The 23367-nt window shown below is 61.0% G+C and carries 23 protein-coding genes and 1 pseudogene; 8 read left to right on the forward strand and 16 right to left on the reverse strand.

Annotation, left to right across the window (positions count from 1 at the left end; translation table 11 throughout):
• The first annotated feature begins 18 nt into the window (after positions 1-18).
• From dinG to OK411_RS07120, 6 genes are all read left to right on the forward strand, one after another.
• On the forward strand, positions 19-2163 hold the full coding sequence (gene dinG / locus OK411_RS07095) for an ATP-dependent DNA helicase DinG (protein WP_024011911.1): 2145 nt from the start codon (positions 19-21) through the stop codon (positions 2161-2163).
• Positions 2164-2258: 95 nt separating this feature from the next.
• On the forward strand, positions 2259-4727 hold the full coding sequence (locus tag OK411_RS07100) for a beta-galactosidase (protein ID WP_264364626.1): 2469 nt from the start codon (positions 2259-2261) through the stop codon (positions 4725-4727).
• A gap of 210 nt (positions 4728-4937) precedes the next feature.
• Positions 4938-6083 (forward strand): serine hydrolase domain-containing protein, encoded by a 1146-nt coding sequence (locus tag OK411_RS07105; protein ID WP_056783360.1) that lies wholly within the window; start codon positions 4938-4940, stop codon positions 6081-6083.
• A gap of 113 nt (positions 6084-6196) precedes the next feature.
• Entirely contained in the window at positions 6197-7300 is a 1104-nt protein-coding gene (locus OK411_RS07110; RefSeq protein WP_264364627.1) for an OmpA family protein, read from the forward strand.
• A gap of 24 nt (positions 7301-7324) precedes the next feature.
• Positions 7325-7972: a pyridoxamine 5'-phosphate oxidase gene (gene pdxH, locus OK411_RS07115; protein ID WP_122612613.1), complete on the forward strand. Its 648-nt coding sequence runs from the start codon at positions 7325-7327 to the stop codon at positions 7970-7972.
• 180 nt (positions 7973-8152) lie between these two features.
• Positions 8153-8617, forward strand: coding sequence for a glycine zipper 2TM domain-containing protein (locus OK411_RS07120; protein WP_016771369.1), 465 nt, complete (start codon positions 8153-8155; stop codon positions 8615-8617).
• Between the two features lie 73 nt (positions 8618-8690).
• Here OK411_RS07120 and OK411_RS07125 read toward each other — a convergent pair whose 3' ends face one another.
• From OK411_RS07125 to nhaA, 5 genes and pseudogenes are all read right to left on the reverse strand, one after another.
• Entirely contained in the window at positions 8691-8942 is a 252-nt protein-coding gene (locus tag OK411_RS07125) for a pyocin S6 family toxin immunity protein (RefSeq protein ID WP_136492096.1), read from the reverse strand.
• 22 nt (positions 8943-8964) lie between these two features.
• Positions 8965-9210, reverse strand: coding sequence for a cloacin immunity family protein (locus tag OK411_RS07130; protein WP_264364628.1), 246 nt, complete (start codon positions 9208-9210; stop codon positions 8965-8967).
• Complete coding sequence (locus tag OK411_RS07135) at positions 9211-9462, reverse strand: colicin E3-like toxin immunity protein (protein WP_130926793.1); 252 nt, start codon at positions 9460-9462, stop codon at positions 9211-9213. It abuts the gene before it with no gap.
• Between the two features lie 7 nt (positions 9463-9469).
• Positions 9470-9715, reverse strand: a pseudogene (locus OK411_RS07140) (colicin E3/pyocin S6 family cytotoxin); the annotation flags it as partial.
• A gap of 247 nt (positions 9716-9962) precedes the next feature.
• Positions 9963-11147, reverse strand: a complete 1185-nt coding sequence (nhaA, locus tag OK411_RS07145; protein WP_122505756.1) for a Na+/H+ antiporter NhaA — start codon at positions 11145-11147, stop codon at positions 9963-9965.
• A gap of 251 nt (positions 11148-11398) precedes the next feature.
• On the opposite strand from nhaA, the gene OK411_RS07150 reads away from it, so the two are divergent.
• Positions 11399-12493: a PLP-dependent cysteine synthase family protein gene (locus tag OK411_RS07150; RefSeq protein ID WP_264364629.1), complete on the forward strand. Its 1095-nt coding sequence runs from the start codon at positions 11399-11401 to the stop codon at positions 12491-12493.
• A gap of 136 nt (positions 12494-12629) precedes the next feature.
• Here OK411_RS07150 and OK411_RS07155 read toward each other — a convergent pair whose 3' ends face one another.
• From OK411_RS07155 to OK411_RS07165, 3 genes are all read right to left on the reverse strand, one after another.
• Positions 12630-14243: an NAD(P)/FAD-dependent oxidoreductase gene (locus OK411_RS07155; RefSeq protein ID WP_264364630.1), complete on the reverse strand. Its 1614-nt coding sequence runs from the start codon at positions 14241-14243 to the stop codon at positions 12630-12632.
• A gap of 96 nt (positions 14244-14339) precedes the next feature.
• On the reverse strand, positions 14340-14993 hold the full coding sequence (locus tag OK411_RS07160; RefSeq protein WP_264364631.1) for a COG3650 family protein: 654 nt from the start codon (positions 14991-14993) through the stop codon (positions 14340-14342).
• Between the two features lie 60 nt (positions 14994-15053).
• Positions 15054-15653, reverse strand: coding sequence for a short chain dehydrogenase (locus OK411_RS07165; protein WP_110600024.1), 600 nt, complete (start codon positions 15651-15653; stop codon positions 15054-15056).
• A gap of 104 nt (positions 15654-15757) precedes the next feature.
• Between OK411_RS07165 and OK411_RS07170 the strand changes: the two genes are divergently transcribed.
• Positions 15758-16672, forward strand: coding sequence for a LysR family transcriptional regulator (locus OK411_RS07170; protein ID WP_125925251.1), 915 nt, complete (start codon positions 15758-15760; stop codon positions 16670-16672).
• Between the two features lie 96 nt (positions 16673-16768).
• Here the strand turns inward: OK411_RS07170 and OK411_RS07175 are convergent, their stop codons facing one another.
• The 8 genes from OK411_RS07175 to livH all read right to left on the reverse strand — a co-directional run bounded on the left by OK411_RS07175 (position 16769) and on the right by livH (position 23149).
• Positions 16769-17245 carry a DoxX family protein gene (locus OK411_RS07175; RefSeq protein ID WP_217879442.1) on the reverse strand — a complete coding sequence of 159 codons (477 nt, stop codon included), beginning with the start codon at positions 17243-17245 and terminating at the stop codon, positions 16769-16771.
• A complete protein-coding gene (locus tag OK411_RS07180) occupies positions 17242-18000 on the reverse strand; it encodes a DUF2063 domain-containing protein (RefSeq protein ID WP_264364632.1) in 759 nt (252 codons plus the stop codon). The genes OK411_RS07175 and OK411_RS07180 overlap by 4 nt, the downstream gene beginning before the upstream one ends.
• Positions 17997-18884, reverse strand: coding sequence for a DUF692 domain-containing protein (locus OK411_RS07185; RefSeq protein WP_264364633.1), 888 nt, complete (start codon positions 18882-18884; stop codon positions 17997-17999). Before OK411_RS07185 ends, OK411_RS07180 begins: the two co-directional genes overlap by 4 nt.
• A 25-nt stretch (positions 18885-18909) precedes the next feature.
• On the reverse strand, positions 18910-19215 hold the full coding sequence (locus OK411_RS07190; RefSeq protein WP_130901036.1) for a DUF2282 domain-containing protein: 306 nt from the start codon (positions 19213-19215) through the stop codon (positions 18910-18912).
• 291 nt (positions 19216-19506) lie between these two features.
• A complete protein-coding gene (locus tag OK411_RS07195; RefSeq protein ID WP_003222380.1) occupies positions 19507-20208 on the reverse strand; it encodes an ABC transporter ATP-binding protein in 702 nt (233 codons plus the stop codon).
• Positions 20209-20976 (reverse strand): high-affinity branched-chain amino acid ABC transporter ATP-binding protein LivG, encoded by a 768-nt coding sequence (livG, locus tag OK411_RS07200; RefSeq protein WP_016771357.1) that lies wholly within the window; start codon positions 20974-20976, stop codon positions 20209-20211.
• Positions 20973-22229: a high-affinity branched-chain amino acid ABC transporter permease LivM gene (locus tag OK411_RS07205; protein WP_130926993.1), complete on the reverse strand. Its 1257-nt coding sequence runs from the start codon at positions 22227-22229 to the stop codon at positions 20973-20975. Before OK411_RS07205 ends, livG begins: the two co-directional genes overlap by 4 nt.
• Positions 22226-23149, reverse strand: a complete 924-nt coding sequence (gene livH / locus OK411_RS07210) for a high-affinity branched-chain amino acid ABC transporter permease LivH (protein WP_016771355.1) — start codon at positions 23147-23149, stop codon at positions 22226-22228. The genes OK411_RS07205 and livH overlap by 4 nt, the downstream gene beginning before the upstream one ends.
• Between the last annotated feature and the right edge of the window lie 218 nt (positions 23150-23367).

Genomic DNA, 23367 nt, shown 5'->3' on the forward strand with positions numbered 1-23367 from the left:
TTTTGCGCCCGACACTCAATGATCAGCACTGAACTCAAAACCACGATCCAGGGCGCCTATTCGCGTTTTCTAGAGGCCAAGAGCCTCAAGCCGCGTTACGGCCAGCGCCTGATGATCGCCGAAATCGCCAAGGTCCTCGGGGATATCGACACCGACGATGAAGGCCGGCGCAGTGGCGACCCCGCGATTGTCGCGGTGGAAGCCGGCACCGGTACCGGCAAGACGGTGGCCTACAGCCTGGCGGCGATCCCTACGGCGAAACTGGCCGGAAAGCGTCTGGTGATTGCCACCGCGACCGTCGCCCTGCAAGAGCAGATCGTCTACAAGGATCTGCCTGACCTGATGCGCAACAGCGGGCTGAATTTCAGCTTCGCCCTGGCCAAGGGCCGTGGCCGCTACATGTGTCTGTCCAAGCTCGACATGCTCTTGCAGGAAGGCCACGCGCAAACCGCCACCGCGCAGTTGTTCGAGGAAGAAGGCTTCAAGATTGAAGTCGACGAGGCCAGTCAGAAGCTGTTCACCAGCATGATCGAAAAGCTCGCCGGCAATAAATGGGACGGCGACCGGGACAGCTGGCCTAACGCGCTGGAAGACGCCGACTGGGCGCGCCTGACCACCGATCACAGCCAGTGCACCAACCGTCATTGCCCGAACTTCGGCCAGTGCGCCTTCTACAAGGCCCGCGAAGGCATGGGCAAGGTTGACGTGATCGTCACCAACCACGACATGGTCCTGGCGGATCTGGCACTGGGCGGCGGCGCCGTGCTGCCGGACCCGCGCGACACCATTTACGTGTTCGACGAAGGCCATCACCTGCCGGACAAGGCCATCGGCCACTTCGCTCATTACACGCGCCTGCGCTCCACCGCCGACTGGCTGGAAACCACTGCCAAGAACCTGACCAAACTGCTGGCTCAGCATCCGTTGCCGGGCGATCTCGGCAAGCTGATCGAGCAGGTGCCCGAGCTGGCGCGGGAGATCAAGACCCAACAGCAGTTCATGTTCACCGCCTGCGAGCAGATCGCCGATTTCAAGCCCGGCGAAGACGTCGAAGGCCGCGAGCGCCCGCGTCATCGCTTTGTCGGCGGGGTGATTCCCGAGGACATGCGCGAAATGGGCATTGAGCTGAAAAAAGGCTATTCGCGCCTTAACGATCTGTTCCAGCGCCTGACCGATCTGCTCAAGGAAGGCATGGATGGCGAGGTCAATATCGGCATCGCCAGCAATCAGGCCGAAGAGTGGTATCCGCTGTTCGGCAGCCTGTTGTCCCGCGCTTCCGGCAACTGGGAATTGTGGACCGCGTTCACCGCCGAAGACCCGGAAGACAGCCCGCCCATGGCCCGCTGGCTGACCCTGGCCGAAAGCGGTTCGCTGTTCGACATCGAGGTCAACGCCAGCCCGATTCTGGCGGCGGAAACTTTGCGTCGCAGTTTGTGGAACGTCGCGTACGGCTGCTTGGTGACCTCGGCGACGCTGACGGCGCTGGGCACTTTCGACCGTTTCCGCATGCGCGCCGGCCTGCCGAAAAAAGCTGTCACAGCGGTGGTGCCGAGCCCGTTCCATCATGCCGATGCCGGCGTGCTGCGCGTGCCGGACCTGAAGGCCGACCCGCGCGATGCCGCTGCTCACACGGCGGCGATCATTCGCGAACTGCCGGATCTGGTCGAAGGTTCCCGTGGCACGCTGGTGCTGTTCTCCTCGCGCAAGCAAATGCAGGACGTGTTCGACGGTCTCGACCGCGACTGGCGCAAGCAAGTGTTCATTCAGGGCAACCTGTCGAAACAGGAAACCCTCAACAAGCACAAGGCGCGAGTCGATGGCGGTGATTCCAGTGTGCTGTTCGGGCTGGCCAGTTTTGCCGAGGGTGTCGATTTGCCGGGTGCCTACTGCGAGCACGTGGTGATCGCCAAGATTCCGTTCTCGGTGCCCGATGATCCGGTCGAGGCCGCGTTGTCGGAGTGGATTGAGGCGCGTGGCGGCAATCCGTTCATGGAAATCTCAGTGCCCGATGCCTCGCTGAAACTGGTTCAGGCCTGCGGGCGTCTGCTGCGCACCGAAGAAGACCGCGGCACCATCACCTTGCTCGACCGGCGTCTGGTCACCCAGCGCTACGGCAAGGCGATCCTCAATGCGTTGCCTCCTTTCCGTCGTGAAATATCCTGAGACACGGGTGGGCCGATTGGCCCGCCGCGTTGTCTATCTCTCTGCCACCGCTTTTCCACTGGCCTTGACTGGTCGTTAGGGAGAACTCCGTTCTTATGATCCGCCGTTCGTTGCCCGCTGTTTTCGCCTTGATCTTTGCCGCGCCGTTGCTGGCGGCCCCTGCCGGTCAGCAGACGCTGTTCAACTTCGTGCGCCCGGCCGACGTGGTCAAGGTCGCCACGGAAAACGCCGACCTGCCGCAGGCCAATGCCGAACAGACCGCGGAAGGCGAAGTGCTGCGCCGGGTGACGTTCAACCCGGTCGCCCGCCCGACCTTGCGCCTGACCCCACAGACCGGCGCTTGGGACTGGTCGCAGTCCGGCATGATGACTCTGCGTCTGCAGAGTGCGATGAACTGGGCGGTGACGGTTTATGTGCAGATCCAGAGCAACGACGGCCGCACCCTGGTCAGCCGCGTCGATCTGCCGGCTGGCCCCGCGCAAACCTTGCTGGTGCCGCTGGTGGCGTCGACGCCGCTGAGCCAAGGCATGAAAGCCGGGCCGCCGATGCCGATGACCGTCGATGGCCAACGCATCCTGCTGGCCAGCAGCACCGGCGAGATCGATCGCAGCCAGGTGGTTTCGGTAAGTCTGTCGATGGATCAGCCGAAAGTTGCGCAGAGCCTGTTGCTCGAGCGTTTCGGCGTGCAGGACGGCGAGTCGGTGACGCGCGCGGTGTACGGTAATCTGGTCGACGCATACGGGCAGTCAACCCGCAGTAAATGGCCGGAAAAAGTCAGCAGCGACGAACAACTGAAAAGCGCCGCCAGCAAAGAGCAGCAACAGCTGAATACGTGGCTGGCCGAGCGTGAAAAGGCTTCGCTGGACAAGTTCGGCGGCTGGAACAAAGGCCCGGCGTTCAAGGCCAGCGGCTTCTTCCGCACGGAAAAACGTGATGGCCGCTGGTATCTGGTGACCCCTGAAGGCCACCCGTTCTATTCGCTGGGCGTCAACACCGTCAGCCCGCAAGTCAACCAGACCTACGTGGCTGGTCGTGAGTACATGTTCGAATCGTTGCCGAAGAACGACGACCCGCTGGCCGCGCATTTCGGCGAGGGCGACAACCGTGGCGGCAACGGTGCCGATCAGGGCCGTGGCTACGGCAACGGCCGCTGGTACGACTTCTATGGCGCCAATCTGCAACGCCTGTACGGCGAACCGTGCAAGGCCGACAGCGACAACAAGGCCGGGATTGCCGAAGCGGCGAAGGCGGGGGCGGCTGAGGCCGGCTCGGTGCAGGCTGCTGAAACCGCAGCGGTGCCTGCTGAGCCAAAATCCGGTATTGCCGAAGCGGCGCAGACCGATGCGGTGCAAGCGTCCAGCGAGGAAACCGCTCCGTGCACAGCCAGAATTGATGAAGAACGCTGGACCCGGCATACCCTCGATCGGCTGCAAGCCTGGGGCTTCAACACGGTGGGCAACTGGAGCGCGCCGTCGCTGGCGGATGCTGAGCGCGTGCCGTACACCTTGCCGCTGTCGATCGTCGGCGATTACACCAGCATCAGCACCGGCAGCGATTGGTGGGGCGGCATGCCGGATCCGTTCGATCCGCGTTTCGCCATGGCCACCGAGCGCGCCGTGGCCATTGCCGCCCGCGATCACCGTGACGATCCGTGGCTGATCGGTTATTACGCCGACAACGAACTGGCCTGGGCAGGCCCTGGCGACGATCCAAAGGCTCGCTACGCGCTGGCCTACGGCACGTTGAAAATGACCACCGACGTGCCGGCCAAACGCGCCTTTCTCAAGCAATTGCGTGACAAGTACCGCAATCAGGCCGGGCTGTCCAAAGCCTGGGGTATCGAGCTACCGGCGTGGGAGTTGATGGAAGATCCAGGCTTCGTGCCGCCACTGCCGAACCCGGAGCATCCGGAGATCGAAGCGGATTTCAAATACTTCCAGAAGGTCTTCGCCGATACCTATTTCAAGACCATTTCCGATTCGCTGAAATGGCACGCGCCGAACCAGATGCTCCTGGGTGGTCGTTTCGCCACCAGTACGCCTGAAGCCGTGGCCTCCTGCGCGCAGTACTGCGATGTGTTGAGCTTCAACATGTACACGCTCAAGCCGCAGGACGGCTATGACTTCGCCGCGCTGGCAGCGCTGGACAAACCGGTGCTGATCACTGAATTCAACTTCGGCTCGGCCGACCGAGGCCCGTTCTGGGGCGGCGTGACGCAGCTGGCCAAGGAAGAAGATCGCGGCCCGGCCTATGCCAACTTCCTCAAACAGGCGCTGAGCGAACCGTCGATTGTCGGCGTGCACTGGTTTCAGTACCTCGACCAACCGGTGACCGGGCGTTTGCTCGACGGCGAGAACGGCCATTTCGGTCTGGTCGGGGTCACTGACCTGCCGTATCAGGGTTTTGTCGAGGCGGTGCGTAAGAGCAATCTGCAGGCGCTGGAGCAGTTGGGCAAGGAGGCGCAGAAAACCCCGGCGGCGGAAGTGGAAGGCGGGCGCAAGGCCGAGGCTGGCAAAGCGCCGGGGGCCGCGCAGGCGGGTGGGCATTCGGGGAATGGTCACTAGGTTTCAGACCGCGTTATCGTTCTTCGCGAGCAGGCTCGCTCCCACAGGGGATCTGCGCTGCTGTTGAGATCCAGTGTGGGAGCGAGCCTGCTCGCGAAGGGATCAACACAAATTGCCGATCAACCGTCTGGCCCGCGCCTGTTCCCAAATCCCTCAAGGGCTGGAACAATGCGGGCCACTTTGTAGAGCGTTTTCGCGGGGGAGTTGCGGGTGCAGATTCAGGGACATTACGAGCTTCAATTCGAAGCGGTGCGCGAGGCTTTCGCCGCACTGTTCGACGATCCCCAGGAACGCGGCGCAGCCCTGTGCATCAAGGTCGGTGGAGAAACCGTCCTCGACCTCTGGTCCGGTACTGCCGACAAGGACGGCGCCGAAGCCTGGCACAGCGACACCATCGCCAACCTGTTCTCCTGCACCAAGACCTTCACCGCCGTTACCGCGCTGCAACTGGTCGCTGAAGGCAAGTTGCAACTCGACGCCCCGGTTGCCCGCTACTGGCCGGAATTCGCCGCCGCCGGCAAAGAATCCGTCACCCTGCGCCAATTGCTCTGCCATCAGGCCGGCCTGCCGGCGCTGCGCGAACTACTCGCGCCTGAAGCCCTTTACGACTGGCAAACCATGGTCGACGCCCTCGCGGCCGAAGCACCGTGGTGGACTCCGGGCACCGGTCACGGTTATGCCGCGATCACCTACGGCTGGCTGGTCGGCGAATTGCTGCGCCGCGCCGACGGTCGTGGGCCGGGCGAGTCGATCGTCGCTCGGGTCGCCAAACCGTTGGGCCTGGATTTCCACGTGGGCCTGGCCGACGAAGAGTTTCATCGCGTGGCGCACATCGCCCGTGGCAAGGGCAACGCCGGCGACGCTGCGGCCCAGCGTCTGCTGCAAGTGACCATGCGCGAACCGACTGCCATGACCACCCGCGCCTTCACCAATCCGCCGTCCGTGCTGACCAGCACCAACAAGCCGGAATGGCGCCGCATGCAGCAACCGGCGGCCAACGGCCACGGTAACGCGCGCAGTCTCGCCGGGTTCTATGCCGGCCTGCTCGACGGCAGCCTGCTCGAGAGCGAGATGCTCGAAGAGCTGACCCGCGAGCACAGCCTTGGCGACGACAAGACCTTGCTCACCCGCACCCGTTTCGGCCTCGGCTGCATGCTCGATCAACCGGACGTGCCCAACGCCACCTACGGCCTCGGCCCCCGCGCGTTCGGCCATCCGGGAGCGGGCGGCTCGATCGGTTTTGCTGATCCTGAGCACGATGTGGCTTTCGGTTTCGTGACAAATACCCTGGGGCCTTACGTTTTGATGGATCCGCGCGCGCAAAAGCTGGCGCGGGTGCTTGCCACTTGTCTGTAAAGCTTCAACAGAGGTTCCAGGGTCGGAACCTCGAAGGGATTTTCGTTTCAAAACGGCTGTTTATCCGGGCGAAAGTGCTCTGATTTTTCATTACTTCATTTTGTGGATTTTCAATGTCAACTAAAAAGACCCTCGCCCTGGCCCTGTGTGTAGCGATCACCGGTTGCGCACAGACTCCGAAAAACGATGCGGACGGCGGCAGCTGGTGGCCGTTCGGTTCTTCCGACAAAGTTGCGGCCAAAGATTCGGCCCCGGCTCCGGCTCCTTTGAAACCTGCGGCGACTGCGCCAGTGGCCAAGGCCGAAAGCAGCAACCCGTGGTACTGGCCGTTCGGTTCCAGCGATGAAGCGGTCAAGGCTGATCTGAAAGCCGAGGTCAAACCTGAAGCCAAACCGGTCGAGGTGGCCAAAGCCGAGGCGCAGTCCAATGGCAAATGGTGGTGGCCGTTCGGCGGCAAGGATCAGCCAACCGTCAAAGCCGTGCCGATGCCGGATCCGAAGGTGACTCAGGCCTGGCTGGATGACTACGAACCGCGTCTGCGTGAAGCGGTGAAAGACAGCAATCTGCAACTCGAGCGTCGCGACAACGTACTGGTGGTGACGGCGCCGGTCGAAGGTTCGTTCAACCCGGACCGCCCGGCGATGCTGCTGCCGGTCACCCTTGGCCCGTTCACTCGCGTGGCAAAAATCCTTGAAGCCGATCCGAAAACCGCGGTGCTGGTGCTCGGTCACAGTGACACCAGTGGTGCCGCACCGGCCAACGTCAAGCTGAGTCAGGAACGTGCGCAATCGGTGGCGGCGATCTTCCGCCTCAGCGGCTTGCAACGTGATCGCCTGATGCTGCGCGGCATGGGTTCCGAAGCGCCGCGTGCGGCCAACGACAGCGTTGAAGGCCGTGCCTTGAACCGTCGTGTCGAACTGCTGGTGACGCCGCAAAACACCATGGTTGCGCTGCTGAGCAAATACAACATGCCAGCGCCGAAGCCGGTGACGATGGTTGCTGCGCAAGACGTCAAGCCAGTGGCCAAACCCGCCACCCCAGCGCCTGCTGCCAAGAAAGCAGCTGCCCCTGCGGCGAAAAAAGCGCCAGCCAAGAAAACCGCTGCCAAGGCTCCGGCGAAGAAGGCCCCGGCCAAGGCTCCGGCGAAAAAGACTGCACCAGCCAAAGCCGCCGCGACCGACAAGAAAGTCGCCGCAGCCGACGCTGCCAAGAAGTGATCCGCTAACGAAAAGGAATCCGCCATGACCCAGGCTCTGGCCGATATGCGTCGCGACTACACCCGTGACGGTTTGACCGAGGCGCAAGCCCCGACCGAGCCGTTTGCGCTGTTTCACCAGTGGTTCGCCGATGCGGTGAAAACCGAGCAGGCGCCGGTAGAAGCCAATGCCATGACCCTGGCCACGGTCGATGCCGACGGTCGTCCGCATTGCCGCATTTTGTTGCTCAAGGGCCTGGACGAGCAGGGCTTCACCTTCTTCACCAACTACGACAGCGCCAAGGGCCAGCATCTGGCGGCCAACCCGTTTGCCGCCATGACCTTCTTCTGGCCAACCCTGGAGCGCCAGGTGCGCATCGAGGGGCGGGTGGTCAAGGTCACGGCGCAAGAGTCCGACGCGTATTATCAGGTGCGCCCGCTGGGCAGCCGCCTCGGCGCCTGGGCCTCGCCGCAGAGCCGGGTTATCAACGGTCGTGGCGAACTGGAAGATTTGCTCAAGGCCACCGAGCAACGCTTCAGCGACAGCCAGCCGCACTGCCCGGAACATTGGGGTGGTTACCGCTTGTTGCCCGAGCGCATCGAGTTCTGGCAGGGCAGGCCGAGCCGCCTGCACGATCGCCTCAACTACCGCCTCCAGGGCACCGAGTGGATTCTGGAACGACTGGCACCCTGAGCAGTCTACCGAGCGAGATAAACGCGGATGGCGCAGGATCGCTGATTTGACGCTACCTTGAGTGGACGCTCGCGGGCATCTGTACCAAGCCTGAATGGAAGCCAATTTTATCCGGATGGTGTCGTGACAGGCGCCAGGCCACGGGGTTTAATGAACACATGTTCTTTTGGAGTTGATGCTATGCGTAAGTCTGTTCTGCTGGTTGCTTCTTTTTCGACGATGGCGATGTTGCTGACCGGCTGCCAATCGAGCCTCACCGGCGACTCCTACTCCCGTGACGAAGCGCGTCGTGTACAGACGATTCGCATGGGCACCATCGAATCCCTGCGCCCGGTAAAAATCGAAGGCACCAAGACCCCGATCGGCGGCGCAGCAGGCGCAGTGGTCGGCGGCGTCGGCGGTAGCGCCATCGGCGGCGGCAAGGGCAGCATCGTTGCTGCGGTCATCGGTGCAGTGGCTGGCGGCCTGCTTGGCTCGGCCACCGAAGAAGGCCTGACCCGCACCCAGGGCGTGGAAATCACCGTCCGCGAAGACGACGGCAGCATGCGCGCCTATGTGCAGCAGGTTCAGGAAAATGAAGTATTCCGCGTTGGCGAGCGGGTACGGATTTCCACCGTTGGCGGAACCAGCCGCGTTTCGCACTAAACGAGAAGCCGGGTAAAAGAAAACCCCGATCAGGTGACTGGTCGGGGTTTTTCTTTGCTTGTGAATTGTTCATTCAGTATGTGGCGCAGATGCCCATAAAGTATTCGAGGCCCTCTGGAAAGCTGACGTTGAGTAGGTTTTCCAATGCGGTTACCTGATCCTGAGTCAACAACAGCTCGCCGGGTTCCACCTCATCCAAGGGCTTTGATTCAATGAGCTGAGCCACTTTTTCATTCATCTCGCTGCCGGTGATATCCAGCTCGAATTGCAAGGAGTCATCTTGGGCTTCGTCAGGGAAAAAACCGGTAATTAAAAGAAAGTGCATGGAGCTAATACTTCCGGGGCTGTTAACCGTAGTCAAACGAAATTTGATAGTCGTGAACTCTCAAATCGATTTGATGTTGAAAATACGGCTGCATGGTGGCGAGCCAATTTTGAGCGACGTTGAAAGTGCCATTGTTGATGTTGTCCGCGGCGGGAGTCCCCAAGGCGTTTAACACTGACTCGTCACCACCCAGGTCTTTTGACGACTCTTCCCCCTGAAACTCCAAGGTTGCTGTGTCGTACCATTCCAATCTCAGTTCCAGTCCCATCTACCATTGATCACGGTAAACAAACGATACCTGATAGTCGTAGGACGAAAATTGGATTGAATGCTTGAAGTGGGGCTGGAGAGTCTTGATCCAATCGGCTTTTACATCAAATCCGCCGTTATTGAAGCTTTTCGACGGTAGGCCTAATGCTTCCATTAATGAGCCGTCCTCGCCTAGGTCTTTCGACAGTTCCTCCCCTTCACCCAGTTCGGTTTGTTGGTCGTACCATTCGAGTCTGGCTTTGAGTCCCATGTAATCCTCATAAATATTTTTTAATACTACGGTTTTTTTTGAGTGGATCTATCTGTTCACCAGTTCTGTGGTCGTAAGAGCCTAAATGGCTGCCATCACTTGCGCGGTAGGCTTCAAGCTCGCCGTGTAAATAGTCCCATTCATAAATTATTCGGCCTTTTGCATTGATCCAGCGATCCCTAAGCCCACCGTTGAACGGTGTTTTCTTTTTCGCTCTTCTTAAATCGGGAAAGGCTGTGATATCCGACGTATCGGGGGCGGGGTGATAGGTATTGTCCGTCGCCCTGCGGTGGGTTTTGCACCCGGGGAATGTCCTTGTTCCGCGCCACTGATCGTCCCTTTGTTCATCATCGACAGCCCCTCGGAAAGGGGCTGCACGACGTTATCGAAGCGGGGAAAGTGTGGCTGTAGGACGGGTCGCTAATGACGCGGGGATTGTTCGCTGCGTAACTGTAAGGCGAGGAATCTGTGGCGAGGGCCAAGCTCCCTCGCCACAGGGGTTATTGCAGTTGTGAATTCTTGCGACTCGCCGCCGCAGTCACCGCATAACCAATCACCGCCGCGAGGATCGAGCCGGTGAGGATGCCCATGCGATCCATGCCGGCGTAATCACTCACGCCCGGTTCGAAGGCCAGCGAGCCGACGAACAGGCTCATAGTGAAGCCTATGCCGCAGAGGATCGCGACGCCGAGGACCTGGCCCCAGTTGGCGCCTTGGGGCAGGGCGGCGATGCCGATCTTGACCGCCAGCCAAGTCAGGCCGAACACGCCGACGGTCTTGCCCAGCAGCAGGCCGATGGCGATGCCCATCGGTACGTCGTGGGTGAAGCTTTCGACGGTGACGCCGCTCAGTGACAGGCCGGCGTTGGCGAAGGCGAACAGCGGCAGGATGCCGTAGGCGACCCACGGGTGCAGCGCGTGTTCGAGGGTCAGCAGCGGCGACGACTCGGCGTTTTTCGTGCGCAGGGGAATGCAGAAAGCCAGGGTCACGCCGGCCAGTGTCGCGTGGACACCGCTCTTGAGCACGCAGACCCAGAGGATCAGGCCGATGATCATGTACGGCCCGAGCTTGACCACGCCGAGCCGGTTCATCGCCACCAGCGCGGCAATGCACGCAGCCGCCAGGCCGAGGGACAGGGTCGAGAGTTCGCCGGAATAGAAGATTGCGATGATGACGATGGCACCGAGGTCATCGATGATCGCCAGGGTCATCAGGAACAGTTTCAGCGACACCGGCACGCGTTTGCCGAGCAGGGCCAGTACGCCGAGAGCGAAGGCGATGTCGGTGGCGGTCGGAATGGCCCAGCCACTCAGGGCCGCGGGGTTGTCGCGATTGAGGAACCAGTAGATCAGCGCCGGCACCAGCATGCCGCCGATCGCCGCTGCGCCGGGCAGGACGATTTGCGAAGGCTTGGACAATTGGCCGTCGAGCACTTCGCGTTTCACTTCCAGACCGATCAGCAGGAAGAACATCGCCATCAGGCCGTCGTTGATCCACAGCAGCAGGGGCTTGGCGATTTTCAACGCACCGATCTGCGCCACCACAGGAGTGTCGAGCAGGCCGGTGTACAGCCACGACAGCGGTGAGTTGTTGATGATCAGCGCGAGAACGGCTGCGGCGATCAATAGCAGACCGCTGGCGGCTTCCAACTGAAAGAAACGCGTGAAAGTGCTACGCAGAGGCAAGGTCGCTCTCCATCGAATCAAGAAAAAGGTGAAACACCCTAACCCGTACCGTTAGTTGTTAAAACAAAAGTTATATTCTTTTTTGTTATATGTCGTTACAGGCTGTCTGGTACGGGCAGCACTGAGCCTAGCAGTTGCCTGACACATTGAGACTCAGCTGTATCTTTGCCGCCTGCGGGATTTTTCCTAAGCTTGCGGCAGACCTTTTTCAGAAGACCGATCTTCTGGCTGATTCAACGAGAACCGAAACCATGAGCGACAACCGACAGTGGGCCCGCGAAGCCATCCGCATCATCGAGGCGGACTTCCAGCGCAGCGCCGACACCCACCTGATCCCTTTGCCGCTGCCCGGTTTTGCCGGCATCGAGTTGTATTTCAAGGACGAATCCAGCCACCCGACCGGCAGCCTCAAGCACCGCCTGGCCCGCTCGCTGTTCCTTTACGCGCTGTGTAACGGCTGGCTGAAACCCGGCGCGCCGGTGATCGAAGCGTCCAGCGGCTCGACGGCGATTTCCGAAGCGTATTTCGCGCGCATGCTCGGTTTGCCGTTTATCGCGGTGATGCCCGCGACCACTTCGAAAGAAAAGATTGCCCAGATTGCCTTCTACGGCGGCCAGAGCCATCTGGTGCAGGATCCGACGCAGATCTACGCCGAATCCGAGCGCCTGGCCCGCGAGCATGGCGGTCACTTCATCGATCAGTTCACTTACGCTGAACGCGCCACCGACTGGCGAGCGAACAACAACATCGCCGAGTCGATCTTCCAGCAGATGCGCTACGAAAAACACCCTGAGCCGACCTGGCTGATTTCCAGCCCCGGCACCGGCGGCACCACCGCGACCCTCGGCCGTTACGTGCGCTATCGCCAGCACTGCACCCGCGTGTTGTGTGCCGATGCCGAGCGTTCGGTGTTCTTCGATTTTTACCAGACCGGAGATGCCAGCCTGCGCCTGGACTGCGGCTCGCGCATAGAAGGCATTGGCCGGCCTCGGGTGGAAGCGTCGTTCCTGCCCAAGGTGATCGATGCGATGGTCAAGGTGCCGGACGCCCTGTCCCTGGCGGCCATGCATTATCTGGCGCAGCGTTTGGGGCGGCATGTCGGCGGGTCGAGCGGGACCAATCTGATCGGTGCGCTGATGGCAGCGCAGCAGATGAAAGCGGCGGGGCAGTCGGGGTCGATCGTGGCGATCCTGTGCGATGGCGGCGAGCGTTATGCCGACACTTATTACGACCAGCAATGGTTGAAAGCGCAGGGTTACGAACTGGGTGAGTTGATTGCAGCAGTGGCGGCGAGTGCCGAGCGCGGAGAGGCGCTGCCGACCTCAGTGCTGCGCGCCAACATCTGAAGAAACGCAAAAACCAATGTGGGAGCGAGCCTGCTCGCGAAGGCGTCATCTCATTCAACATCATCATTGACTGAAATAGCGACTTCGCGAGCAGGCTCGCTTCCACAGGGTTTTGTGTTGGGTCAGCTGATGCTGATCAGGCTTCCAGGCCAAGGATATCGCGAGCCACTGCCTCGGCAATGCGAATCCCGTCGACACCCGCCGAGAGAATCCCGCCGGCATAGCCCGCGCCTTCACCGGCCGGGAACAGGCCTTTGACGTTCATGCTCTGCAGCGACTCGTTGCGGGTGATGCGCAGCGGCGATGAAGTGCGCGTCTCGATCCCGGTCAGCACGGCGTCGTGCAGGGAATAACCGCGAATCTGCTTCTCGAACGCCGGCAAGGCTTCGCGGATCGCCTCAATGGCAAACTCCGGCAGCGCCAGCGCCAGATCGCCCAGCGCCACGCCCGGCTTGTACGATGGCTCGACCTCGCCCAGTTCGGTCGATGGAATGTCGTTGATGAAGTCGCCAACCAGTTGCGCCGGGGCCTTGTAATCGCTGCCGCCAAGGATGAACGCGTGGGATTCCAGGCGCTCCTGCAACTCGATACCGGCGAGCGGGCCGCCCGGATAATCGACTTCCGGGGTAATGCCGACGACGATGCCGGAGTTGGCATTACGCTCGTTACGCGAGTACTGGCTCATGCCATTGGTGACCACGCGATTCGGTTCCGACGTCGCCGCGACCACAGTGCCGCCCGGGCACATGCAGAAGCTGTAGACCGAACGCCCGTTCTTGGCGTGGTGCACCAGTTTGTAATCGGCAGCGCCGAGTTTCGGGTGGCCGGCGTATTTGCCCAGACGCGCGCGGTCGATCAGCGATTGCGGATGTTCGATGCGGAAGCCCACCGAGAATGGCTTGGCTTCCATGAACACGCCACGGCTGTGGAGCATGCGGAAGGTGTCGCGGGCACTGTGGCCGAGGGCCAGAACCACATGCTTCGAATGCAGGGTTTCGCCGCTGGCCAGTTGCACGCCGACCAGTTGGCCGTCTTCGATCAGCACGTCGTTGACGCGCTCCTGGAAGCGCACTTCACCGCCCAGTTCGCGGATCTGCTCGCGCATGTTTTCGACCATCCCGGTCAGGCGGAACGTACCGATGTGCGGCTTGCTGACGTAGAGAATTTCTTCCGGCGCACCGGCCTTGACGAACTCGTGCAGGACTTTGCGGCCGAGGAATTTCGGGTCCTTGATCTGGCTGTACAGCTTGCCGTCGGAGAACGTGCCCGCGCCGCCTTCGCCAAACTGTACGTTGGACTCGGGATTGAGCACGCTTTTGCGCCACAGGCCCCAGGTGTCCTTGGTGCGCTGACGGACTTCGGTGCCGCGTTCGAGAATGATCGGTTTGAAGCCCATCTGCGCCAGCAGCAGGCCGGCGAAGATGCCGCACGGGCCGAAACCGACGACGATCGGCCGCTGGCCGAGATCGCTCGGTGCCTGGCCGACGAATTTGTAGCTGACATCCGGCGCCACGTTGACGTTACGGTCGTCGGCGAACTTGCTCAACACTCTGGCCTCGTCGCGTACGTTGAGGTCGATGGTGTAGATGAAGCACAGTTCGGAGGACTTTTTGCGCGCGTCATAGCTGCGCTTGAACAAGGTGAAATCGAGCAGATCATCACTGGCGATGCCCAGGCGTTGCACGATGGCGGTGCGCAGGTCTTCTTCGGGATGGTCGATTGGCAGCTTGAGTTCAGTGATTCGTAACATGGCGGGGATCCGGATTCGCGGGGCGCACAACTGCGCCAGGGCGTTTAAAGGCGGCGATTATAAGCCGCCGCGAGCGGATCCGTGGGGGAAAAACGATCAGTCGTTACGCGCGCCGCCGAAATAGCCGCAGCCGCGCTGCACCTGACCGTCGATGCGCAACTCGGCGCTCATGTGCTGCACGCTGCCGGTGCTGCTGTCGACGCAGCGCTGTGGCGCGACCCACAATTCGATGCGCTGGTTGTTGGCTTCGCTGCTGAGATTGAAGCGGCCGTCGCCCAGTTGCTCTTCCACATACGGCACGGCCAGTGGAGCCTGGCCGTCGCGCTCGATGACCATGCCTTTGCCGCTGACCTTCACATTCCACTCCGGGCCATCGCCGGCGGCGCGCAGGATCAGCAGTTTGAAATTCGGGTCGTCGCAGGCCGTGCCCGAGCGCTCGACGCGATATAACTGGCCGAGGTCGAGACGATCGCCGGAAACCTTGCCGCGCACATCGGCAAACAGCTTGCCCTGCTCGTCAGCGAGGGTGGCGGCTTCTTGCAGGACGCTGGTGCCGCCGATGTCGTTGACCACCAGTTGCCGCTGCTCCTGGCACGGCTGGAACACCAGTTTGCCGTCGGCGGCGGTCAGTTGCCCCTGCATTCGCGTCTGCCCGGCATGGGACACACTTTCACGCTGGCCGTCGAACAACTGGCAGGCGGCAAACATCGGCAGCAGGGCAACGAGGACGATCGAACGGGCAACACGCATCTTTGGTTCTCCAGACAAGTGTCGCCACGTTACGCAGCCTGACCGTTCATCACAAGGGCCTTAACCGACGTGAAACGTCTGACCGGTTTGCAGGCCTTCGACACTTTTCGCGTAGGCCAATGCCACTTCCGCTGCAGCAACCGGCTTGAAGCCACGGAAGTAGGGCGCGTATTTACCCAGGGCTTCGGTCAGCACGGTCGGGCTCACCGAGTTCACCCGCAGGCCACGCGGCAGTTCGATGGCGGCGGCGCGGACGAAGCTGTCGAGGGCGCCGTTGACCAGCGCTGCCGAAGCGCCGCTGCGAATCGGGTCGTGGCTGAGCACGCCGGTGGTGAAGGTGAACGAGGCGCCGTCATTGGCGAACTCGCGGCCGATCAGCAGCAGATTGACCTGGCCCATCAACTTGTCTTTCAGGCCGAGGGCGAAGCTGTCCCCTGTCATCTCGTCCAGCGCTGCAAACGTCACGTTGCCCGCCGCGCAGATCAAGGCATCGAACTTGCCGGTCTGTTCGAACAGCTTGCGGATCGACGCGCTGTCGCTGATATCCACCTGCAAGTCACCGCTGTTGCGACCGATACGAATGACCTCGTGGCGTTGCGACAACTCTTTGTCCACCGCCGAACCGATAGTGCCGCCTGCGCCTATCAACAGAATTTTCATCGAGCTGTACCTCATGTGTGCGAATGAGGTTTCAGTCTAGAGTGGTTTTTTCTGCGGATAAGCGCACTAATAGGCAACCTTTGGTTTTCAAATGGAAACAATCCATGAGCGAAATGGATGACCTTGCCGCGTTTGCCGTGCTGATCGAAGCTGGCAGTTTTACCCTGGCCGCGCAGCAGTTGGGCTGCAGCAAGGGCCAACTCTCCAAGCGCATCAGCCAGCTCGAAGCGCAATTCAGTGTGGTGCTGCTGCAACGCACGACCCGGCGCTTGAGCCTGACGGCGGCAGGGGCGGCGCTGCTGCCGCAGGCTCAGGCGCTGGTGGTCCAGGTCGAACGCGCGCGGCAGGCGTTGGCGCGTTTGAAGGACGACATGGCCGGTCCCGTGCGCATGACGGTTCCGGTGTCGCTCGGCGAGACCTTCTTCGATGGCTTGTTGCTGGAGTTTTCCGGGCAATACCCCGAGGTGCAGATTGAGCTGGAGCTGGACAACAGCTATCGCGATCTGGCCCGCGATGGCTTTGATCTGGCGATTCGCGCCGAAGTGGCCAATGACGATCGGCTGGTGGCCAAGCCGCTGTTGGCGTGGCACGAAATGACCTGCGCCAGCCCGGCCTACCTTGAGCGCTTCGGCGAGCCGGCGACGCCGCATGCCTTGGTCGAGCATCGTTGCCTGCTCAACAGCCATTACAGCGGCCGCGAAGAATGGCTGTATCACCAGCAGCACGAGTTGTTGCGGGTGCGGGTTTCGGGTCCGTTTGCCAGCAATCACTACAGCCTGTTGAAGAAAGCAGCGCTGTCCGGCGCCGGCATCGCCCGTTTGCCGTCGTATCTGCTGCAAGCGGAACTGGCGGACGGCCGCTTGCGCTGGCTGCTGCGCGATTACCAGACCCGACGCATGCCGATGTATCTGGTGCACCCGTATCAGGGTGGATTGCCCAAGCGCACGCAGGTGTTGGCGGATTATTTGATGGGCTGGTTCAAGCGCAGTGGCGAGGCGCTGGATCGACTTCAGCGCTGATGTGATTTCCCTGTGGGAGCGAGCCTGCTCGCGCATGCGTCAGTTCAGTCGATACCGATGTTGAATGACACACCGCTTTCGCGAGCAGGGGAGATCTTATTTTGCGAAACGGCGGGCGATCAGCTGATCGATCGACAATTTGCCCGGCCCGGTCGCCATCAGGTACAGCAACACCGCCGCCCAAGTGCCATGGGTCGGGTAGGCATCCGGGTAGACAAACAGTTGGATAGTCAGGGTCATGCCCAGCAGCGCCAGCGCCGAAAACCGTGTGGCGAAGCCGAGCAGGATCAGCAGCGGAAACACATGCTCGGCAAACGCCGCCAGATGCGCGGCAATTTCCGGCGTCAACAGCGGCAGGTTGTACTCGCTCTGAAACAGCGGAATCGTCGAATCGGCCAAACGTGGCCAGCCCAGTTCAAAGGTTCCGTCAATCAAATCGACGGCCAGTCCTTCGACCTTGGTTTGCCCGGATTTCCAGAACACCGCAGCGATGGAAAAACGCGCGATGAAGGCAATCAGGCTGTGCGGGATTTTTTCCAACAGCGCAATGACGCGCAAGACCAAAGCGTTCATGGCAACTCCTTGTAATTCAGCTGGGTGATCGCGTTATGCACAATCAGTAAGGCGAGGGTTTGGGCGAGATCGAACGGCGGGCTGTTTTCTGCCGCCGCGAGCAGTGGCGAGCCCTGGAGCAGATGACCAATGAACACGCTCGCACTTGGTTCAAGAGCGAACACCTCAACGTCGAGACCATTGCGCAGCACCAGGGCATGCTGGCCTTGATTGAGGCCAATGCCCGCCAGAGTTGGCTCCTGCTGATGCGCGGCCCAGATCGCCACGACCGCAAAAGCAGAGTCGAGCAGGTGCAGCGAGGGATGCAGTTCGAAACACAGTTCACTCAGCGACTGCGGATCGGCCAGCGCGGCACTGACTTGTTCAGGCCGGATCGGCTGCGCATCAGCGGCGTGGTAGGCAACAGTACGCAAGTGCTCCAGTCGCGCGACGTCAGCGACATAAGGCACGCCGGCAATGGGTTCGAATTGTGCGATGAAGTCGGCGAAGTGCTCGCCATAGCGGCTCATCAACGGACTGTGTGGCGGCTGACTCTGGACGAAAATCGCCGCCATGGCGCTGAAGAATTCCTCGCCGACCAATTGCAGCACCACCGGATAACTGTCGGCCAGGGCATTGATCAGCGAGCTTTGCACGTTGTTGCGATAGACCGCGAAACGCCGCGACGGATCGGCGCCATTGCGGCTGCACAGGCCCTTGGGATACGGCAGTTGCGCATTGAGCAGGGCGGCTGCGAAGTCCGCTTGCGTGCTCATGCCGCACGCTCCGCTTGGCGCAACAGCGTCTCGGCTTGCTGCGCTTCGGCGAGCAAAACAGCGAAGGCCGGCACCTGATTATCCCGTTCGATCAACGTCGCCACCGGGCCGATACGGCGCAGCACTTGCCGGTACAGATCCCAAACGGCCTGATCAACCGGCGCGCCGTGATCGTCGATCAGCAAGCGATCGCCGAGGTTGTCGCAATCTTCAGCGAAGCCGGCCAGATGAATCTCGCCGACTGCGTGCAGCGGTAACGCATCAAGGTAGGCCAAAGGATCGCGCTGATGATTGATGCACGACACGTAGACATTATTGACGTCGAGCAACAAGCCGCAGCCGCTGCGGCGGATCACTTCGCCGATGAACTCGGCCTCGTCGATCGTCGAGTGCTCAAACCCCAGATAGGTCGCCGGGTTCTCCAGCAGCATCGGTCGTTTCAGAGTGTTCTGCACCTGGTCGATGTGCGCACAGACGCGGTTCAGCGTCGGCGTGTCGTAAGCCAGTGGCAGCAGGTCATTGAGGAACACCGGGCCGTGGCTCGACCACGCCAGATGTTCGGAAAAGGCTTGCGGTTGATAGCGCTCGATCAGCTCGGCGAGGCGTTTGAGGTGCTGGCTGTCCAGCGGGCCTTCGCCACCGATAGACAGGCCCACGCCGTGCAATGACAGCGGGTACTGTTGGCGAATCAGACCGAGAAAATGATGAAACGGGCCGCCGGCCACCATGTAGTTTTCGGCGTGGACTTCGAAGAAACCGAGGTCCGGTACGGAGCCGAGCACTTCGAGGAAGTGCCCGGTCTTGAGCCCCAGCCCGGCGCGGGCAGGGAGCTCGGTGCGAGCTGCCTGAGTGCGCGGCAGGGACGGTTCGTGATGACTGAACATGGGCGTCACTCAGGCAGGCCGTGGATCAGGACTTGGCTTTGAAGGCTTCGAGCTGACCGAAGCCGGTCGGCGAGGTTTTGCTTTCGGTGGTGGCGCAGGTGCCTTTCGGAACGAGCTTCCAGGCGTTGGCCTGGTAGTCCATTTTCGCCGTGCCGGCGCAGGTAGTCCCGGCACCTGCGGCGCAATCGTTCTTACCCTTCATGGCCACGCCGAAGCATTTTTCCATGTTGGCATCGGCGGCATGGGCGGTGGAGACAGTGGCGATGCTCAGAGCGGAACCGAGGGCCAGAACCAGGGCGGTAGCGGACAGGGTACGGGTAGTCGCAGTCATGATGTTTCTCCAGTTTTTATCAGGGTTTCTGCAAGCGGTTTGCGCTTGCTTGTCCCTCTAGAGAACGGGTGGGGGGATGCGTTACAGGCGGGGCGAGAAATTTATGAAAAATTTCGGATTCAGCGGTATCCCTGTGGGAGCGAGCCTGCTCGCGAAGGCGGTGTGTCAGGCACCCATAATGTTGAATGACAGAGCGCTTTCGCGAGCAGGCTCGCTCCCACAGGGTTACCTTGGTGGTGCTCAGGAAACAAAAAACGGCCCGAAGGCCGTTTTTTTGTGCAGCGATAACACTCAACCGCCGAGGTACGCCTCGCGTACTTTCGGATCGGTCAGCAGCGCTTCACCGGTGCCTTGCATGACCACGCGGCCGTTCTCCAGAACGTAGGCGCGGTCAGCGATTTTCAGCGCCTGGTTGGCGTTCTGCTCGACCAGGAACACCGTCACACCGTCCTTGCGCAGCTGTTCGATGATGTCGAAGATCTGCTGGATGATGATCGGCGCCAGACCCAGCGATGGCTCGTCGAGCAGCAGCAGCTTGGGCTTGCTCATCAGCGCACGGCCGATGGCGAGCATTTGCTGTTCACCGCCGGACATGGTGCCGCCGCGCTGGTTGAAGCGCTCTTTCAGGCGTGGGAAAAGTCCGAGAACCTTGTCCATCTGTTCCTGATAGTCGCCCTTGTCGGTGAAAAATCCGCCCATGGACAGGTTTTCTTCCACGGTCAGACGGGCAAACACCCGACGCCCTTCCGGGACCACGGCGATGCTCTTGCGCATGATCTGCGACGAGTCCTGGCCGACCAGCTCCTCACCCATGTAGCGGATGCTGCCGCTGTGCGCCTGCGGCGAACCGCACAGCGTCATCAGCAGCGTGGATTTGCCGGCACCGTTGGCGCCGATCAGCGTCACGATTTCGCCCTGACGGACTTCGACGTTGACGCTGTGCAGGGCCTGGATCTTGCCATAGAAGGTGGAAACGTTTTCGAACTGCAGCATTTACGCTTCCCCCAGGTAGGCTTTGATCACTTCAGGATTGTCGCGGATCTGTTCCGGCGTGCCGTCGGCCAGGGGGGTGCCCTGGTTGATCACGACGATGTGGTCGGAAATGCTCATGACCAGTTTCATGTCGTGTTCGATCAGCAGCACGGTGACGTTGTGCTCTTCGCGCAACACACCGATCAGCGCCTTGAGGTCTTCGGTTTCCTTCGGGTTCAGGCCGGCGGCCGGTTCGTCGAGCATGAGAATCCGAGGGCGGGTCATCATGCAGCGGGCGATTTCCAGACGCCGTTGCTGGCCGTAGGCGAGGGTGCCGGCGGTGCGGTTGGCGAACTCTTTGAGGTTGACCTTTTCCAGCCAGTACTCGGCAAATTCCATGGCCTCGCGCTCGCTTTTGCGGAACGCCGGGGTCTTGAACAGGCCGGACAGGAAGTTGGTGTTCAAGTGACGGTGCTGGGCGATCAACAGGTTCTCGACCGCGGTCATGTCCTTGAACAAACGCACGTTCTGGAAGGTCCGCACCACGCCTTTGAGGGCGATCTTGTGGCCCGGCAGGCCCTGGATCGGCTCGCCGTCGAGCAGGATGCTGCCGCCAGTAGGCTGATAGAAGCCGGTCAGGCAGTTGAACACGGTGGTCTTGCCGGCGCCGTTCGGGCCGATCAGGGCAACCACCTGCTTTTCCTTGACGGTCAGCGCCACGCCGTTGACCGCGAGCAAGCCGCCGAAGCGCATGCTCAGATTTTCGACTTTAAGGATCTCGCGGCTCATTTGCGCAACTCCATGTGTGGGCGTTGCATCGGCAGCAGACCTTGTGGACGCCAGATCATCATCAGCACCATCAGCGCACCGAACATCAACATGCGGTATTCGCTGAACTCACGCATCATTTCCGGCAACAGGATCATCACGATCGCCGCCAGAATCACGCCCAGTTGCGAGCCCATGCCGCCCAACACGACGATGGCGAGGATGATCGCCGACTCGATGAAGGTGAACGACTCGGGCGTCACCAGACCCTGACGCGCAGCGAAGAAGCTGCCGGCGAAACCGGCGAACGCAGCACCCAGGGTGAACGCGGAGAGCTTGATCACAGTCGGGTTCAAGCCCAACGCGCGGCAGGCGATTTCGTCTTCACGCAGTGCTTCCCATGCGCGACCGATCGGCATGCGCAGCAGACGGTTGATCACGAACAGCGCGGCCAGTGCGAGCAACAGCGCAACCAGGTAAAGGAAGATCACCTTGTTGATCGAGTTGTATTGCAGGCCGAAATACTCGTGGAACGTCTGCAGGCCTTCGGCGGCTTTGCGCTCGAAGGTCAGGCCGAAGAACGTCGGTTTTTCGATGTTGCTGATGCCGTTCGGGCCACCGGTGATGTCGGTCAGGTTACGCAGGAACAGACGGATGATTTCGCCGAAACCCAAGGTAACGATCGCCAGATAGTCGCCACGCAGACGCAACACCGGGAAGCCCAGCAGGAAGCCGAACGTCGCCGCCATCAGGCCGGCAATCGGCAGGCAGATCCAGAAGCTCAAGCCGTAGTAATGCGACAGCAGCGCGTAGCTGTAGGCGCCGACGGCGTAGAAACCGACGTAACCCAGGTCGAGCAGACCGGCCAGACCGACGACGATGTTCAGGCCCAGGCCGAGCATCACGTAGATCAGGATCAGCGTTGCGATATCCACCGCGCCACGGGAGCCGAAGAACGGCCAGACCAGGGCGATCAGAATCAGCGCAATGATGAAATAGCGCTGGGTGGTTGGCAGGGTCAGGAAGTTGCTGGCCTTGGCCGGGATCAGCGGCATGCCCGGCGAGGAGCGCCAGGCGTTGCTGATCTGCTGATTGAACAGCACGCGCAGGAACATCAGCACCGAGCAGATCGCGATGGTCGCGAGTACCGCAGGGCTGGTGTTGTGCACTTCCAGATTGATGCCGACGATGGTCAGTTTCAGACCCAGTACCGGGTAGGCCACCGCCCACACCAGCAAGGCACTGAACAGTGCCTGTTTAAGATTCCTAGTCATACTTTCTCAACCTCCGGACGGCCCAGAATGCCGGTCGGACGGAACAACAGCACCAGAACCAGCAGGCCGAACGCAACGACGTCCTTGTACTGGTCGCCGAAGATATCGGCACCGAACGCTTCCGCTACACCGAGCACCAACCCGCCGAGCATGGCCCCGGGGATGCTGCCGATGCCGCCCAGTACCGCAGCGGTGAAGGCCTTGAGGCCGACGAGGAAACCGGCGTTGGGGTTGATCACGCCGTATTGCATGCTCAGCAGCACTGCGGCAACGGCGGCCAGCGCAGCACCGATGACGAAGGTCAGGGCGATGATGTTGTTGGTGTTGATGCCGAGCAGGTTGGCCATCTTGATGTCCTCGGCACAGGCGCGGCAGGCGCGGCCCAGACGGGAACGGGAGATGAACAGGGTCAGGCCGAGCATGGCGATCAGGGTCACCACGAACACCACGATCTGCATGTAGGAAATCAGCACTTCTTGTGCGCCACCCGGACCGAAGGCGAAGTTGCCCGGGATCAGGTTGGGGATAGCTTTGTCCTTGGAGTCTTGCGCCAGCAGAACGGTGTTCTGCAGGAAGATCGACATACCGATGGCAGAAATCAGCGGGATCAGACGGTTGCTGCCGCGCAGGGGACGGTAGGCAATCCGTTCGATGCTGTAACCGTAGGAACTGGTGACGACGATGCTGGCGATGAACGCCGCAGTCATCAACAGCGGGACACTGTCGAGTCCCATCATGGTCAGCCCGGCGATGGCGATGAAGGCCACGTAGGAACCGATCATGTACACCTCGCCGTGGGCGAAGTTGATCATTCCAATGATGCCGTAGACCATCGTGTAGCCGATGGCGATCAGGGCATACATGCTGCCAACGTTGAGGCCGTTAACCAGCTGTTGGAAGAAGTGATAGAGGTCAGGCATTACAGCGCTCCTAAAAACCTGTACGCATTTCACTGGTGGAGTCATTTTCCCGCCCGGCCCCGTGGATCTCTATCCACTTCGAATCCGGGTTTTGCCAGCGAACCGCTGATGACGGTTTTGAGATTTTCAGGTGGGCCGACTGGCGGATCACGCCAGCGCGGCCCATACATTCGCAAAACAAAGCCCACGGCACGCCGTGGGCTTTATTGGCAGTCAGT

Source organism: Pseudomonas sp. RG1 (assembly GCF_025910115.1).
In the GTDB taxonomy this organism is placed as follows: Bacteria; Pseudomonadota; Gammaproteobacteria; order Pseudomonadales; family Pseudomonadaceae; genus Aquipseudomonas; species Aquipseudomonas atacamensis.